Raw genomic sequence first — 13,039 nt, 5'->3', positions numbered from 1 at the left:
CGTCCTTTCAAGCGCTGCGGGTCACGGCCCGTCTTACCTTCGCGATAATTACCCGCATAACCGCGGGCTGTTGTTGCCGGTGAGCTCCCCTCTGGTTCTGGTAATTGGGGGACATCTCAACGGCTAAGTTTTATCAATGACGCGGCATCCCCGCGCACCGACCGAATGGGGTATTTTCGTTGGGGTCACGGCTATCTCTTCATGTGGGAAGTCGCCTTTGACCGAAAATACGCCGAATTCAGGCCGGCCGAATATAGCATGGGCAGGGAGGTGCTTCAATTGTATCCCTGGCAACGCTATGATGCGCGTCATGCGAAGTATACCCCACCCTAAGAAGGCTCCGGCCCAGACCCCATCAAAGACCTCGAATCCATCTGGCGGCGTGCAGCTTTTAACTGTACCTGAAGAGCTGGCGGGACAGAGGATCGACAATTTCCTCCAGGCGCGCCTCAAGGGTGTGCCGCGTTCACGTATATACCGAATCCTGCGTAAGGGTGAGGTAAGAGTAAATAAAGGACGAATAAAGGCTGAATACAAGTTAAAGGCGGGCGATGTGGTGCGAGTGCCGCCAATTCGTGTTGCCGAGCAGGCTGAGACCCCTCTCGCTGGTGAATCTCTGCGCCAGCTGATCCAAGAGTCCATACTTTACGACAAGCACGGGCTTATGGTGATCAATAAACCGTCGGGCCTTGCGGTCCATGGCGGCAGTGGTGTCAGATTGGGTCTGATTGAAGTTTTGCGCCAGATGTTTCCGCAAAGCCCGTTTATTGAGTTGGTGCACCGCCTTGACCGGGATACCAGTGGCGCCATCATGGTGGCCCGCAAGCGCGCGGTATTGCAGCATGTTCAGTCGGAGTTGCGGGCGGGAAAGATCGGTAAATCGTATCAGGCATTGGCGGTGGGCAAGTGGCCCCGAGGTCGCCGTGTTGTTGAGGCACCTTTGCGCAAGAACACTTTGAAAAGCGGCGAGAGAATGGTGTCAGTGCACCCTGAGGGCAAGCCTTCAGAGACTCGCTTTAAGTTGATTGAGAGATTTAAGGCGGCGACTCTGCTTTCTGCAGAGCCGGTCACCGGGCGAACACACCAAATTCGAGTTCATGCTCAGTTTGTTGGTTGCCCTCTGGCGGGCGACAACAAGTACACCTCGGACGAAGTCAATCGTGAATTTCGCGGTCGCGGTCTGAAGCGTCTCTTTTTGCACTCGGCTTCAGTGCACTGCTCTTTGCCAGATGGCTCCAAGGTTGAGGTGGAGGCTCCACTCCCTGCGGAGCTGAGTGCAGTGCTGAATAGATTAAGGGAAGAGTAGGGCGTTCTTTTGTTATGTTGGTAATCCTCGATTGGGACGGGACGGTTTGTAATTCTGAGGCGCGTATCGTCGATTGTATGTTGCGGGCAGCAGATAGAGCTGGTTTGCCGGTGCTTGCCCCGGAAGCGGTTAGCAACATTATCGGGCTTGGTCTGCCGGAAGCGATATCCTCTCTGTTTCCGGAGGCTGCCAGTGAGGAAAAGCTCACGTTGCGCCAACTTTACTTTGATGAGTGGATGGCGGCCCGGGTTGAACCCCTGCCGTTATTTGAGGGAGTCCTGGATACCCTGGACCAGTTGCTGTGCGGTGGTCACCAGTTGGCGGTAGCGACCGGGAAGAGTCGGCAGGGGCTCAATCGAGAATTTGAGGAGCACGGCCTCGGCCACTTGTTTGCCGCAAGTCGTTGTGCGGATGAGACCGCTTCCAAGCCTGACCCGCTGATGCTGAATGAGTTGCTGCATGAGACCGGAACCGGTCCGGAGCAGGCGGTAATGGTGGGGGATACCGTATACGACCTGGAAATGGCGGCGGCGATCGGTATGCCCTCTATCGGGGTGAGCTATGGCGCTCATTGCCCAACCCGGCTGCAGGGGTGCGGCCCCAAGGTTGTTATCGATCGTTTCTCTGAGCTGCTCCGCTGGCCGCCACTCCTTTAAGTGGCCTGCGGGCCCAATGGATCTATGCCAAAGTGGTTCAGCATATCGGTAAGGCGGATTAGTGGCAGCCCTACCAGGGTGTTGAGATCTGCTCCTTCAAGCCTCTCAAATAGGGCGATACCTAGCCCTTCCACCTTAAAAGAGCCGGCGCAATCGTAAGGTTGTTCCAGCTCTACATATCGTTCAATTTGCTCTGTGCTCAACTGCCGAAAGTAGACAGTGAAGGTTTCGGTATCGCCCAACTGCTCTCCGCTTGCGCTACTCAGCAGGCTCAAGCCGGTGTGGAATATCACTTTTTTGCCGTTGCAGGCTTGCAGCTGGGCGATGGCGCGCTCCCTACTGCCTGGCTTGCCAAGTATTTGACCGTCGCAAGAGGCAACTTGATCTGAACCGATAATCAGTGATTTCGGGTGGCGGCCTGCCAGGGCGCGCGCTTTCTCTGTGGCGAGGCGCAGGGCGAGTGCAGGTGGCGCTTCCCCCGCCTGTGGTGCTTCATCTATATGGGGCGAATCCTGCTGAAAGGGGATGCCAAGCTGTTGTAGTAGGGTTCTGCGGTAAGGAGAGCTGGAGGCTAGTATCAGAGGGTGGGGCATTCTGGTGGATTTTCCGCTGGGTCGAATAGTGGTTTGTGACCGGGCGATACTGCAATGCCTGATTTGTTTTGACAAGGCTAAGGTGAGTCCATAGAATTGCGCGCTTATGTCGATAGCCCCCTCTAAATCAGTATTGCCAAAGAGCATTGATGCTCGGAAATTGGTACAGCGAGAGCAGTTGCTCGATGGTGTTTTGCCGTTGGAGTCCCTGCCTCGGGTTGGTAGCGCAGTTGAGTCTGTCCACGGAGAGATTTCTGCTGAATTGCAGTTTGAGCGAGACTTGCAAGGTCACCAAACGGTGAGCGGCAAGGTTCAACTTGCAGTTGACCTCTTGTGTCAGCGCTGTTTGTCACCGGTCCATGAGCAGATCGAGGCACAGTTTAGCTGGGGTATCGTATGGACTGAGGAGCAGGGTAAGGCCCTGCCCAAAGATCTGGACCCGGTGATCCAGGACGGCGATGAGCTGGACTTGCACCAGATCCTTGAAGATGAAATTTTGCTCAATTTGCCAATGGTGGCTTATCACCAGGAGGAATGTGTCTCCAAGGAGAGCTTTCATTTTGGTGACGAGGTTGCCGAGGCGGATGAGCAACAGGCAAACCCCTTTAAAGTGCTGGAGCAGTTGAAGGGTTCGTCGGGTAAATCCTAGGTTTCCCGATGAGTTTGGGCTCGCCGGTAGGCGCCCCGGTTCCAGCGAAATTTGTTTATTTTAGGAGCTAGCAATGGCTGTTCAACAAAACAAGAAGACTCGTTCCCGTCGCGGTATGCGCCGTTCCCACGATGCGCTGGGCGCAGGTGCTACCCTTTCCGTCGATCCGACTACCGGTGAAAAGCACCGTCGTCACCACGTGACCAAAGACGGTTTCTACCGTGGTCGCAAAGTGATCGAAGTTAGCGGCGGCTCTGAAGAAGAGTAAGCTTTGTCCAGCCAATTGCGATTGGCCGTGGATGCAATGGGCGGGGACTTAGGTCCCCGCTCTGTCGTTCCGGCATGTATTAGATTTCTTCAAAACTTCCCTGAAGCGCAGCTAAAGCTATTTGGTCCGCGCGCAGAGCTTCAAGCTCTGGTTCATCAAGAGCTGCAGCGCCATCGCCGCCGCGTTACCCGCCGTCTCGAAATTATCCATTGCGAGCAAGTCATCACTCAAGAGTGCAATCCGCTGCAGGCTGTTCGCCATAAACGCGATTCAACCATGGCGATGGCCCTGAAGAGTGTTGCATCGGGAGATGTGCAAGCAGCAGTTACCTCCGGCAATACCGGCGCCTTGTTGGCGTTGAGTCGCAGTATTCTCGGTAATATCCAAGGTGTTAGGAAGCCGGCGCTCGGTAAGTCTGTACCTTCGGGTATGGGTTCCTGCTATCTTTTGGACCTTGGTGCCAATGTGGATTGCAGTGCTGAGGATTTGCTTCAGTTCGCCCGTATGGGGATTGAGGCTCAGCGGATTCATACTGCCCGCAAGAGCGTGAAGGATATAAAGGTGGCGCTGCTCAATATTGGGGCGGAAGCACATAAGGGTAGCGCCGAAATACGCCGTGCAGCGGAGCTGCTCGATGCGGACCCCGGGGTCAATTATGTTGGCTTTGTTGAGGGGCATGATATTTTTACCGGCTCGGTAGATGTGGTTGTTTGCGACGGCCTGATGGGTAATGTTGCGATGAAATCTGCCGAGGGTGTGATTCGACTAATGGGTCAAAAAGCGTTCACAATCGAGAAAAGAGGGTGTTTCAAGCGTTTTTTTGGCCAATTGGCCATAAAGCTGTTGCGAAAATGGCGTACACAGGTGGAACCTGCTCGCTATAATGGCGCCAGCTTTGTAGGGGTAAAGGGCAACGTGATCAAGAGTCACGGCGGTGCCAGCAGCGAAGCTTTTTATCGGGCGATGGTTACGGCGAAGGAGTGTGCCGATGCTGACCTGGCAGCCAGGGTCGATGCCGCTATGGCACAATCCGGCGAAAGACGCTCCATGGATGAAGGGTAAAAAGCAGTTTTCCCTTACTGAAATCAGCCACATTTAGGTTAAGGATATCTTATGACCAATGCCGCACTCGCATTTGTCTTTCCGGGGCAGGGTTCCCAGAAAATAGGTATGCTCTCTGAGATTGCCCAAGAGGCGCCTGAAATTCAGGCCACTTTTGCCGAAGCATCCAATGTGCTCGGCTATGACCTCTGGGACCTGTGCCAGAATGGCGAGCAGGAAGCCATTAATCTCACCCAGCGTACCCAGCCCCTCTTACTGACTTCCAGTGTTGCCCTTTATCGCATGTGGCGCTCTCGCGGCGGTGCCCAGCCTGCATTCATGGCCGGTCACAGTTTGGGTGAGTGGTCAGCACTGGTGTGCTCTGGCGTTCTGGCATTTAAAGATGCGGTTCATTTGGTTCGCGAGCGCGGCCGCTTGATGCAGGAGGCGGTTCCCGTAGGGGAGGGCGCTATGGCTGCGATCATCGGTCTTGATGATGCAGCTGTCGAAGAAGCTTGTGCTGTTTCTGCTGAGGATGAAATAGTCGCTGCGGTGAATTACAACTCTCCCGGCCAGATTGTTATTGCGGGAAGTAGCGCGGCGGTGCAGCGCGCCATCGAAGCCTGTAAAGCTGCCGGTGCAAAGAAGGCTATGCCTCTTCCGGTCAGTGCTCCATTCCACACTGAGCTGATGCGTCCCGCGGCGGAAAAGCTGACCCCTCAAATAGAGGCGACAGAATTTAACGCGCCGGAAATACCCATCGTGCACAATGTCCACGCTGAGCTTGAATCGGATCCGGAAAAAATTAAGACCCTGATGATCGAGCAGATTTATCGCCCGGTTCGCTGGACTGCCTGCGCACAAAAAATTATTGGCTCCGGAGTGGAGCAAATGGTTGAGTGTGGTCCGGGTAAGGTTTTGTCTGGCCTGATCAAACGTGTCGATCGAAGTGTTTCCTGTCACGCAATCGATAGCCCCAGTAACTTTAATGAAGCTCTGCGAGCTACAGCGGTATAAATCGCTCAAAAAGTAGTCCAGAAGTCGAATAAGGATAAGTGAGAATGACCTTACAGATGTCCCTTGAGGGTAAAGTTGCCTTGGTGACAGGTGCAAGTCGCGGTATTGGTGCGGCAATTGCAGATATGCTCGGTGGAATGGGTGCCACAGTTATTGGTACTGCCACCAGCGAATCCGGTGCTGAAAAAATAAGCGCCCGCTTCGCAGAAGCCGGTATCGCAGGTGCCGGTAAAGTTCTGGATGTGGGCAATGCGGAAAGTGTTTCCGAGCTTCATGCAGCGATAAAAAATGAGTTTGGTGCTCCTGCGATATTGGTTAATAATGCTGGCATCACCAAGGACAACTTGTTGATGCGCATGAAGGATGACGAGTGGGATTCAGTCGTCAATACGAATTTGACCGCGGTCTATCGCATGAGTAAGGCTTGCCTGCGCGATATGACCAAGGCGCGATGGGGACGGATTATTAATATCAGCTCCGTCGTAGGAAGTATGGGTAATGCCGGTCAGAGCAATTATGCGGCGACCAAAGCTGGTGTGGGAGGGTTCGCCCGCTCCCTGGCTTCAGAGGTGGGCTCCCGAGGAATCACGGTTAATACCGTAGCCCCCGGCTTTATTGATACTGATATGACAAAAGTCTTGCCTGAAGCGCAACGCGAGTTGCTTCTGGGTAAGATTCCTCTCGCGAGGCTCGGGAAGCCGGAAGAAATTGCTTCGGTGGTTTCCTTCCTGGCGAGTGATGCGGGAGGCTATGTCACCGGCGAGACAATTCATGTCAATGGCGGTATGTACATGGCGTAGTTTGTGTTTCAAAATGTCTCTTTAACTTATTGATTTTAGAGATATTTATGTTTTTGCTGATGGTGTTGAGGGGCCGCACATTACATCCCGAAAAACTTGGGGTACAATGGCCTCTGAATTATCCAAAAGCTGTGTGAGCCGGTCGTTATCACCAACAACATTGGATACGGTGAAAAACAATAGCGACTAAAACAGATTTTTACCCACTAGGAGTTAAATTGAATCATGAGCAGCATTGAAGAGCGCGTTAAAAAGATCGTTGCTGAACAACTGGGCGTTAAGGAAGAAGACGTTAAGCCTGAAGCCTCTTTTGTTGAAGATCTGGGCGCTGACTCACTCGACACAGTTGAGCTGGTTATGGCTTTGGAAGAGGAATTCGAAACTGAAATTCCCGATGAAGAAGCTGAAAAAATCACTACTGTTCAGCTGGCAATGGATTACATCAAGGATAACCTTGGTTAATTCCTGCTGGGTAGTTTAGGCACGGGCAGCTCAATATGCTGTACCTAGCCGAGCGATTCTGAAAGCCGTTCTATGTTTCATAGCGCGGCTTTCTTGTTATTGGTACTACGGAATTGTGACTGCTGACCGGATGTTGTTCTTTTAACTACATTGGTGAAGGACGGTAGCAGAAAATTTCAGGGGGGAGCGCAGTGTCGCAAAGAAGAGTTGTTGTAACCGGAATGGGAGTCGTTAGCCCGTTAGGTAACACCCTAGAGGATACTTGGTCTGGGGTACTACAGGGAGCTAATGGTGCTGCTCCGATTGAGACATTTGATGTCTCGGCTTTTTCAACCCGCTTCGCCGCTACTGTAAAGAATTTTGATCCCACGCCATACATGCCCGCAAAAGAAGCGCGCAAGATGGATACTTTCTTGCAGTACGGACTGGTTGCCGGTATTCAGGCTATGCAAGATAGCGGCCTGGAGGTAACCGAAGAGCTGGGTCCGCGCGTGGGTACCTGTATTGGCTCTGGTATGGGCGGTATCCTGGCTATCGAAGATAATTCATTGCTGATTGCCGAAAAAGGCCCTCGCCGTGTATCACCTTTCTTTGTACCTGGCGCCATCATTAATATGGTTGCGGGTAACCTCTCGATTAAATATGGCCTCAAAGGCCCCAATCTGGCGGTGACAACAGCCTGTACCACAGGAACCCATGCGATTGGCCTAGGAGTTCGTGCGATTCAGCACGGTGATGCCGATGTGATGGTATGTGGTGGTGCAGAAATGGTTACCACCCCGGTAGGGCTCGGCGGTTTCTGTGCGGCAAGGGCGCTGTCCACCCGCAATGATGATCCGCAATCAGCTAGCCGCCCCTGGGATAAAGACCGTGATGGTTTTGTACTGGGCGAAGGGTCTGCGGTACTCGTTTTGGAAGAGTACGAAAATGCAATCGCTCGCGGAGCCAAGATTTATGCAGAAGTAGCTGGCTTTGGTATGAGCGGTGATGCCCACCACATGACCTCTCCTCCGGAAGATGGCGCTGGCGCTGCTCTCTCAATGGAAAATGCCTTGAGAGATTCCGGTATGAGCCCAAGTGATATCCAGTATATCAATGCTCATGGTACTTCTACTCTGCTGGGAGACACAGCTGAGATCCTGGCGGTTAAAAAAGTATTCGCGGGGGTGACGGACTCCCTCGCTGTGAGTTCTACCAAGTCGATGACCGGTCACCTGCTGGGGGCTGCCGGCGCTATTGAAGCCGTTTTCTCGGTATTGTCATTGCGCGACCAGGTTGCGCCCCCAACTATCAATCTCTTCTCCCCGGATGAGGCCTGTGCCGGTATTAACCTGGTGCCCCAAGAGGCCCAGCCAATGGCAATCAATGCAGTCCTATCCAATTCCTTTGGTTTCGGTGGCACCAATGGGTCACTGATATTCAAGCGAGTCTGATTCCCGTGCCCACCGCGAGGTGGGCACACCTGCCTTGGGAGCTCCATGTACCAGTTACCTCAAATGTACTTTCGGGGGCTGGCCGTTGATCAGTTGCCAGATGATGCTGATTACTCGGGTGGAATCCTCGAAACAATGCGCTGTCACAACAAAGGTCTACCGCTTTGGTCTTTCCACCGCGCTCGCCTGGAGCGTTCGGGAGTGTTGGATGAGGCCTGTCTGGGAGAAATTGAGCAGTCGACGTTAAAATTGACAGCCGGCTGTCGCTGGCCTGAGGCGATTGCGCGCCTGCGTGTTGGCAGTGTGCGCGGGCAGCAATGTTGGGATTTGGTGCTGCGGCCGCTGATTGAAACTGCTGAGGGGCAGGTGGGCACTAGCCTTTTTCCTTGTTCGACGAGCTTGCCGATCGGTAGTAATTCGAACCAGGGCTGCAAAACTTTACTCCGTAACCGATATAATGCGGCAAAAGCAGAGCTGCCGGTGGGTCAATTTCTCGATGGATTGATGCTGGATTCGGCGGGAAGGGTCATCGAAACCCTGCGCTGTAATATCCTGGCCCGATTTGGTGGGAAGTGGATGACTCCATCCCTGCACCGGTGTGGTGTTCATGGTGTGATGCGGCAGTGGCTCTCGAGCCATATCCACTGGCAAGAGGAAGACATGGAGCTTTCCGAGCTCTGTGAGGCCGATGAGCTGGCTCTCTGTAACAGTGTTCGAGGTGTATTACCGGTAGTAGAGGTAATCGGTTACAAAAATTGGCCTGTGGGTGTCGAGACCCGCAAGCTACAGAAGCTGATATTGGATAAATTGTGGTGAAGAAAAAGCAAGCGAGTTTCGCTTGGAGAGTGTTGAAGCTGTTATTTGGCGGGCTGGTATTAGCCTGCTTGGTAGCAGTTGCCTCTCTATACGTGGCAAAGGAAGCCTTGGAATCCCCCCTGCCGATTGCACAAGATGGGCTTACGCTTCAGGTGGAAAAGGGCGGAAGTTTGTCCCGGACGCTGCGAAGCTTGCAGGGCGAAGGGATAATCCAGTGGCCGCAAATACTCCTCGCCTATGCCTACTGGGAGGGCACAACAGAAATCCATTCCGGCGAGTATTTAGTTCCCTTTGGCAGTAACGCCCGGGACTTGATTGCGCGCCTGAATCGCGGTGAAGTTACCCGCTATCGCATTACGCTATTAGAGGGCTGGACCTTTCGCCAGGCCCTGCGACAAATCCGCTCCGGTGAAAGAATCGTTCAGTCCGAAGAGGGGAGCAATGTCAGTGCCGCTGCCCGGGCTTTGGGTTTAAAGGAGGATGAGGTCGAGGGTTGGATTTTCCCGGATACTTACGTCTACCGGTCCGGTACCACAGATATTGAGCTGCTGCGTCAGGCCTATAATCGGATGCAGAAGGTACTGGATGAGGAGTGGCAATCAAAAGGGGATGATCTGCCCTATAAGTCGCCCTATGAAGCCTTAATCATGGCTTCAATTATCGAGAAAGAGACAGGGCAGCCATCTGAGCGCAGTGAAATAGCCGGTGTTTTTGTACGCAGGCTGAATAAAGGTATGCGCTTGCAGACAGACCCCACCGTAATTTACGGCTTGGGTGAGGACTTTGACGGAAATCTGACCCGTACACACCTGCGCCAGGCAACACCTTATAATACTTATGTTATTAATGGCCTTCCCCCTACGCCGATTGCCCTACCTGGGCGAGCGGCAATTCGGGCCGCTTTAAATCCAAAGCCCGGCAAGAGCTTGTATTTTGTTGGCAAAGGGGATGGATCTCATCATTTCTCAGCGACTCTGACAGAGCACAATCGTGCGGTGCGGGAGTATCAGCTGAAAAGGCGCGCGGATTACCGCTCGAGTCCGGCAAAAGGAAAGAATTAGTGTCGCACGGCAAGTTCATCACCCTCGAGGGTGTAGAGGGGGTGGGGAAATCTACCAATTTACTCTTCATCACCGAGTGGCTCAAAAAGCACAATATTAACTTTATCCAAACCCGGGAGCCGGGAGGCACCCCATTGGCAGAACAGCTGCGCGAGCTGTTATTGGCCAAACGGGATGAATCCGTTGATCCCACGGCGGAATTATTGATGGTGTTTGCCGCCCGCGCGCAACATCTGTCCCAGGTTATACTGCCCGCCTTAAAACGTGGGGATTGGGTGATCTGTGATCGCTTCACCGATGCTACCTATGCCTACCAAGGCGGTGGTCGCAGACTGGATCGACAATTGATCGAGCAGTTGGAGCAGACAGTTCAAGGGGATTTGCGCCCAGATAAAGTGCTTTTATTGGATCTCGACCCAGAAGTGGGGCTACAGCGAGCTGCACGCACTGGGGAAGCGGATCGGTTTGAGAGTGAGCATCTGGAGTTTTTTCAGCGGGTGCGTGCGGCTTATCGTGATCGAGCTGAAGCTGCGCCTGCCCGTTACGCGGTTGTGGATGCCGGTCAATCTCTGGAACAGGTGCAGATGGATCTAGCCAAGCAATTGGAGCTGTTGCTTTAAGCTATCTTGCCCCAGAATCTATTTTTAAATGATAAGAATTGTGGCTGATGTCTGTGCCTGAAACTTTTGAGTATAAATCGATACCGGTACCTCTTCCCTGGCACTCCGAGCAATGGCAGCGGTTGGGCTTGCAGTTGCAGGCGGGCCGCTGCCCGCACGCTTTGCTGCTGACTGGCCCGGAGGGGTTGGGAAAGCGACAATTCGCGGCTGCTTTTACCGCGTTGGCCCTATGTGAACAACCGAGGGCAGGTCAGGCCTGTGGAGAGTGTAAGGATTGTCGGTTGTGGATGGCTGGCTCGCATCCTGATTTCCTACAAGTTGAACCTGAAAAGCCCGGTGGCCCGCTGAAAGTGGAACAGATCCGTCAGCTGGGCAACTTTGTTTCCCGCACCAGTGGGCGGGGCGGGGCGCGTCTGGTTTGTTTGTCGCCAGCGGAGGCGATGAATGTCAACGCAGCCAATGCCCTGTTGAAAAACCTGGAAGAGCCGGCACCCTCCGTTATCTTTGTGTTGATCACCGATGCCCCCGCAGGCCTTTTGCCAACCATTCGAAGTCGCTGTCAATCTATAGCTTTTCCGCCCCCAACTGGAGAGGTGGCGTTACAGTGGCTATACAGCAATGGGCTGGAAGAGCCGCTGGCACAGCGTGTCTTAACTCTGGCAGGCGGGGCACCATTATTGGCGGCGGAGCTGGCCGAGCCCAAGTCGAGAGAAGTACGCGAGCAGTTTTTTAAAGATTTGGTTGCTGTAGCTCAGGGTACGGCAAGTTCAGTCTCTACAGCGGGCCGTTGGGAAACACCGGCCGAGGGTGTTGAATTGGTTCAACTTCTGCTTTTCTGGCAGCACTGGTTAACCCAGATGGTGCAGATTCGCAGTTGTGATCTTAGTGGAGATGCCCAGCTAATGGTTCTTTTGCAGAGGTTGCCGGGGTCGAGTGAGCAAAGCTTGCAGCCAGTATTTGCGTTCTACGATCATTTGCTTCAGGCGCGGAAAGGGTTACTGGGCACAGCTAACCCCAATCGTCGTTTGCTGCTGGAAGAATTATTTATTCGTTGGGCGAAGCTTTTTGCTTAGGCGTCTTGCACAAGTCGGGTAGGGTAATTGACGTTGCCTGGACACAGGCAGCGGGCTTAGATAAGTTAGCGCATCATTTAGAAATATAAACATTGAGGTTGTCCATGAAAGCCATGGGAGGCGGTGCCCGCAACGGCATCCTGTCACTGAAAATCCAGGATAAATCTGTGCTCTATGCGGCCTATATGCCCTTCGTAAAGAATGGTGGCTTATTTATCAGTACGGATAAATCGTACAACCTTGGCGATGAGGTTTTTCTGCTTCTGAGCTTAATGGATGAGCCGGAAAAGATTCCGGTTGCCGGTAAAGTGATCTGGATTACGCCCAATGGTGCTCAAGGCAACCGCACTCCCGGAATCGGAGTTCAATTTGGCGATAAGGACAATATCGCGCAAAACAAGATTGAAACCCACTTGGCGGGAACCTTAGAATCCAGCCGCCCAACCCATACGTTGTAACTCTCTAATGCTTGTTGATTCTCACTGTCACCTGGACAGACTTAAGCTCGATAAATTTGATGGCGATCTGGATGCTGTATTGGACCTGGCCCGCAGTCGCGGTGTTGGCAAGTTCCTCTGTGTCGGTATCAGTTTGGAAAACGCCGATGCGGTTGTTGAAATCGCATCCCGCTACGAGGACGTAGTCTGTTCCGTTGGTGTGCACCCGCTGGATGTCGACTCCGGCATGGCGGATGTTGAGCGACTGGTAGAAATGGCTAACCAGCCCAATGTTGTTGCATTGGGGGAGACAGGCCTGGATTACTACTACAGCACTGACACCCAGGAAATCCAGAAGCAGAGCTTTATTGCACACCTGAAAGCGGCGGGGCAGGCAGAGCTTCCGGTTATTGTGCATACGAGAGATGCGCGGGAAGATACTATCGCTCTCATTAAAGAGCACGGTAATACCAATACCGCAGGTGTTCTGCACTGTTTTACCGAGAGCTGGGATATGGCCAAGGCTGCCCTGGATCTCAATTATTATATTTCTTTGTCCGGCATCGTGACCTTTAAAAATGCCGAGGAGCTGCGGGATGTCGCCCGCAGGCTGCCTTTGGATCGGTTGCTCGTTGAGACTGACTCCCCTTATTTGGCTCCAGTGCCCTATCGGGGTAAGCCCAATATTCCGGCCTATGTGCGTGAAGTGGCAGAATTTATCGCTGATTTACGCGGTATTCCCTACGAAGAGCTGGCCGAAATCACCTCAGAAAACTTTTTCAGATTATTCCCCCGGGCAGTTTGATC

General features: G+C 53.2%; 16 protein-coding genes. 15 read left to right on the top strand and 1 reads right to left on the bottom strand.

All coding sequences use genetic code 11. The features are described from left to right. The first annotated feature begins 310 nt into the window (after positions 1–310). Positions 311–1,306, top strand: coding sequence for a 23S rRNA pseudouridine(955/2504/2580) synthase RluC (rluC, locus tag ACJJIQ_RS10505; RefSeq protein ID WP_445364553.1), 996 nt, complete (start codon positions 311–313; stop codon positions 1,304–1,306). A 14-nt stretch (positions 1,307–1,320) separates the two neighbouring features. Next, a complete protein-coding gene (locus tag ACJJIQ_RS10500; protein WP_282932471.1) occupies positions 1,321–1,962 on the top strand; it encodes an HAD-IA family hydrolase in 642 nt (213 codons plus the stop codon). Here the strand turns inward: ACJJIQ_RS10500 and ACJJIQ_RS10495 are convergent. Next, positions 1,959–2,555, bottom strand: a complete 597-nt coding sequence (locus tag ACJJIQ_RS10495) for a Maf family protein (RefSeq protein ID WP_445364552.1) — start codon at positions 2,553–2,555, stop codon at positions 1,959–1,961. The genes ACJJIQ_RS10500 and ACJJIQ_RS10495 overlap by 4 nt on opposite strands. Before the next feature lie 106 nt (positions 2,556–2,661). On the opposite strand from ACJJIQ_RS10495, the gene ACJJIQ_RS10490 reads away from it, so the two are divergent. The 13 genes from ACJJIQ_RS10490 (at position 2,662) to ACJJIQ_RS10430 (ending at position 13,037) form a co-directional block, all read left to right on the top strand. After that, positions 2,662–3,204, top strand: a complete 543-nt coding sequence (locus tag ACJJIQ_RS10490) for a YceD family protein (protein ID WP_444896972.1) — start codon at positions 2,662–2,664, stop codon at positions 3,202–3,204. Positions 3,205–3,277: 73 nt separating this feature from the next. Further along, positions 3,278–3,472: a 50S ribosomal protein L32 gene (gene rpmF / locus ACJJIQ_RS10485; protein WP_108733564.1), complete on the top strand. Its 195-nt coding sequence runs from the start codon at positions 3,278–3,280 to the stop codon at positions 3,470–3,472. A gap of 3 nt (positions 3,473–3,475) precedes the next feature. After that, positions 3,476–4,534 carry a phosphate acyltransferase PlsX gene (gene plsX, locus ACJJIQ_RS10480; RefSeq protein ID WP_282932473.1) on the top strand — a complete coding sequence of 353 codons (1,059 nt, stop codon included), beginning with the start codon at positions 3,476–3,478 and terminating at the stop codon, positions 4,532–4,534. 51 nt (positions 4,535–4,585) lie between these two features. Then, positions 4,586–5,530 carry an ACP S-malonyltransferase gene (gene fabD / locus ACJJIQ_RS10475; RefSeq protein WP_444957916.1) on the top strand — a complete coding sequence of 315 codons (945 nt, stop codon included), beginning with the start codon at positions 4,586–4,588 and terminating at the stop codon, positions 5,528–5,530. A 56-nt stretch (positions 5,531–5,586) separates the two neighbouring features. Then, positions 5,587–6,330: a 3-oxoacyl-ACP reductase FabG gene (gene fabG, locus ACJJIQ_RS10470; RefSeq protein ID WP_444894745.1), complete on the top strand. Its 744-nt coding sequence runs from the start codon at positions 5,587–5,589 to the stop codon at positions 6,328–6,330. A 225-nt stretch (positions 6,331–6,555) separates the two neighbouring features. Beyond that, positions 6,556–6,792, top strand: a complete 237-nt coding sequence (gene acpP, locus ACJJIQ_RS10465) for an acyl carrier protein (protein WP_020415205.1) — start codon at positions 6,556–6,558, stop codon at positions 6,790–6,792. A gap of 191 nt (positions 6,793–6,983) precedes the next feature. Next, positions 6,984–8,225 carry a beta-ketoacyl-ACP synthase II gene (fabF, locus tag ACJJIQ_RS10460; RefSeq protein WP_444914006.1) on the top strand — a complete coding sequence of 414 codons (1,242 nt, stop codon included), beginning with the start codon at positions 6,984–6,986 and terminating at the stop codon, positions 8,223–8,225. Between the two features lie 45 nt (positions 8,226–8,270). Then, positions 8,271–9,041: an aminotransferase class IV gene (locus tag ACJJIQ_RS10455; RefSeq protein ID WP_444896975.1), complete on the top strand. Its 771-nt coding sequence runs from the start codon at positions 8,271–8,273 to the stop codon at positions 9,039–9,041. Between the two features lie 29 nt (positions 9,042–9,070). Further along, positions 9,071–10,102 (top strand): endolytic transglycosylase MltG, encoded by a 1,032-nt coding sequence (gene mltG, locus ACJJIQ_RS10450; RefSeq protein ID WP_445364805.1) that lies wholly within the window; start codon positions 9,071–9,073, stop codon positions 10,100–10,102. After that, positions 10,102–10,722 carry a dTMP kinase gene (gene tmk / locus ACJJIQ_RS10445; RefSeq protein WP_282932477.1) on the top strand — a complete coding sequence of 207 codons (621 nt, stop codon included), beginning with the start codon at positions 10,102–10,104 and terminating at the stop codon, positions 10,720–10,722. The genes mltG and tmk overlap by 1 nt, the downstream gene beginning before the upstream one ends. A gap of 47 nt (positions 10,723–10,769) precedes the next feature. Further along, the gene (locus ACJJIQ_RS10440) at positions 10,770–11,795 is read left to right on the top strand and encodes a DNA polymerase III subunit delta' (RefSeq protein WP_445364551.1); all 1,026 of its coding nucleotides are present in this window, start codon (positions 10,770–10,772) and stop codon (positions 11,793–11,795) included. 104 nt (positions 11,796–11,899) lie between these two features. Next, on the top strand, positions 11,900–12,253 hold the full coding sequence (locus ACJJIQ_RS10435) for a PilZ domain-containing protein (protein ID WP_413662279.1): 354 nt from the start codon (positions 11,900–11,902) through the stop codon (positions 12,251–12,253). A 7-nt stretch (positions 12,254–12,260) separates the two neighbouring features. Continuing rightward, a complete protein-coding gene (locus ACJJIQ_RS10430) occupies positions 12,261–13,037 on the top strand; it encodes a TatD family hydrolase (RefSeq protein ID WP_444957912.1) in 777 nt (258 codons plus the stop codon). Positions 13,038–13,039 lie beyond the last annotated feature (2 nt).

The organism is Microbulbifer maximicatervae (SeqCode), from assembly GCF_052468295.1.
The sequence above is the reverse complement of the archived record's forward strand: the minus strand, read 5'-3'. Positions and strand labels throughout refer to the sequence as shown.

What these genes read in the sequence shown, in the direction of transcription:
- rluC (WP_445364553.1), top strand. Translation starts at nt 311, where the DNA reads ATGCGAAGTATACCCCACCCTAAGAAGGCTCCGGCCCAGACCCCATCA.
- ACJJIQ_RS10500 (WP_282932471.1), top strand. Translation starts at nt 1,321, where the DNA reads ATGTTGGTAATCCTCGATTGGGACGGGACGGTTTGTAATTCTGAGGCG.
- ACJJIQ_RS10495 (WP_445364552.1), bottom strand. Translation starts at nt 2,555, where the DNA reads ATGCCCCACCCTCTGATACTAGCCTCCAGCTCTCCTTACCGCAGAACC.
- ACJJIQ_RS10490 (WP_444896972.1), top strand. Translation starts at nt 2,662, where the DNA reads ATGTCGATAGCCCCCTCTAAATCAGTATTGCCAAAGAGCATTGATGCT.
- rpmF (WP_108733564.1), top strand. Translation starts at nt 3,278, where the DNA reads ATGGCTGTTCAACAAAACAAGAAGACTCGTTCCCGTCGCGGTATGCGC.
- fabD (WP_444957916.1), top strand. Translation starts at nt 4,586, where the DNA reads ATGACCAATGCCGCACTCGCATTTGTCTTTCCGGGGCAGGGTTCCCAG.
- fabG (WP_444894745.1), top strand. Translation starts at nt 5,587, where the DNA reads ATGTCCCTTGAGGGTAAAGTTGCCTTGGTGACAGGTGCAAGTCGCGGT.
- acpP (WP_020415205.1), top strand. Translation starts at nt 6,556, where the DNA reads ATGAGCAGCATTGAAGAGCGCGTTAAAAAGATCGTTGCTGAACAACTG.
- ACJJIQ_RS10455 (WP_444896975.1), top strand. Translation starts at nt 8,271, where the DNA reads ATGTACCAGTTACCTCAAATGTACTTTCGGGGGCTGGCCGTTGATCAG.
- ACJJIQ_RS10440 (WP_445364551.1), top strand. Translation starts at nt 10,770, where the DNA reads ATGTCTGTGCCTGAAACTTTTGAGTATAAATCGATACCGGTACCTCTT.
- ACJJIQ_RS10435 (WP_413662279.1), top strand. Translation starts at nt 11,900, where the DNA reads ATGAAAGCCATGGGAGGCGGTGCCCGCAACGGCATCCTGTCACTGAAA.
- ACJJIQ_RS10430 (WP_444957912.1), top strand. Translation starts at nt 12,261, where the DNA reads ATGCTTGTTGATTCTCACTGTCACCTGGACAGACTTAAGCTCGATAAA.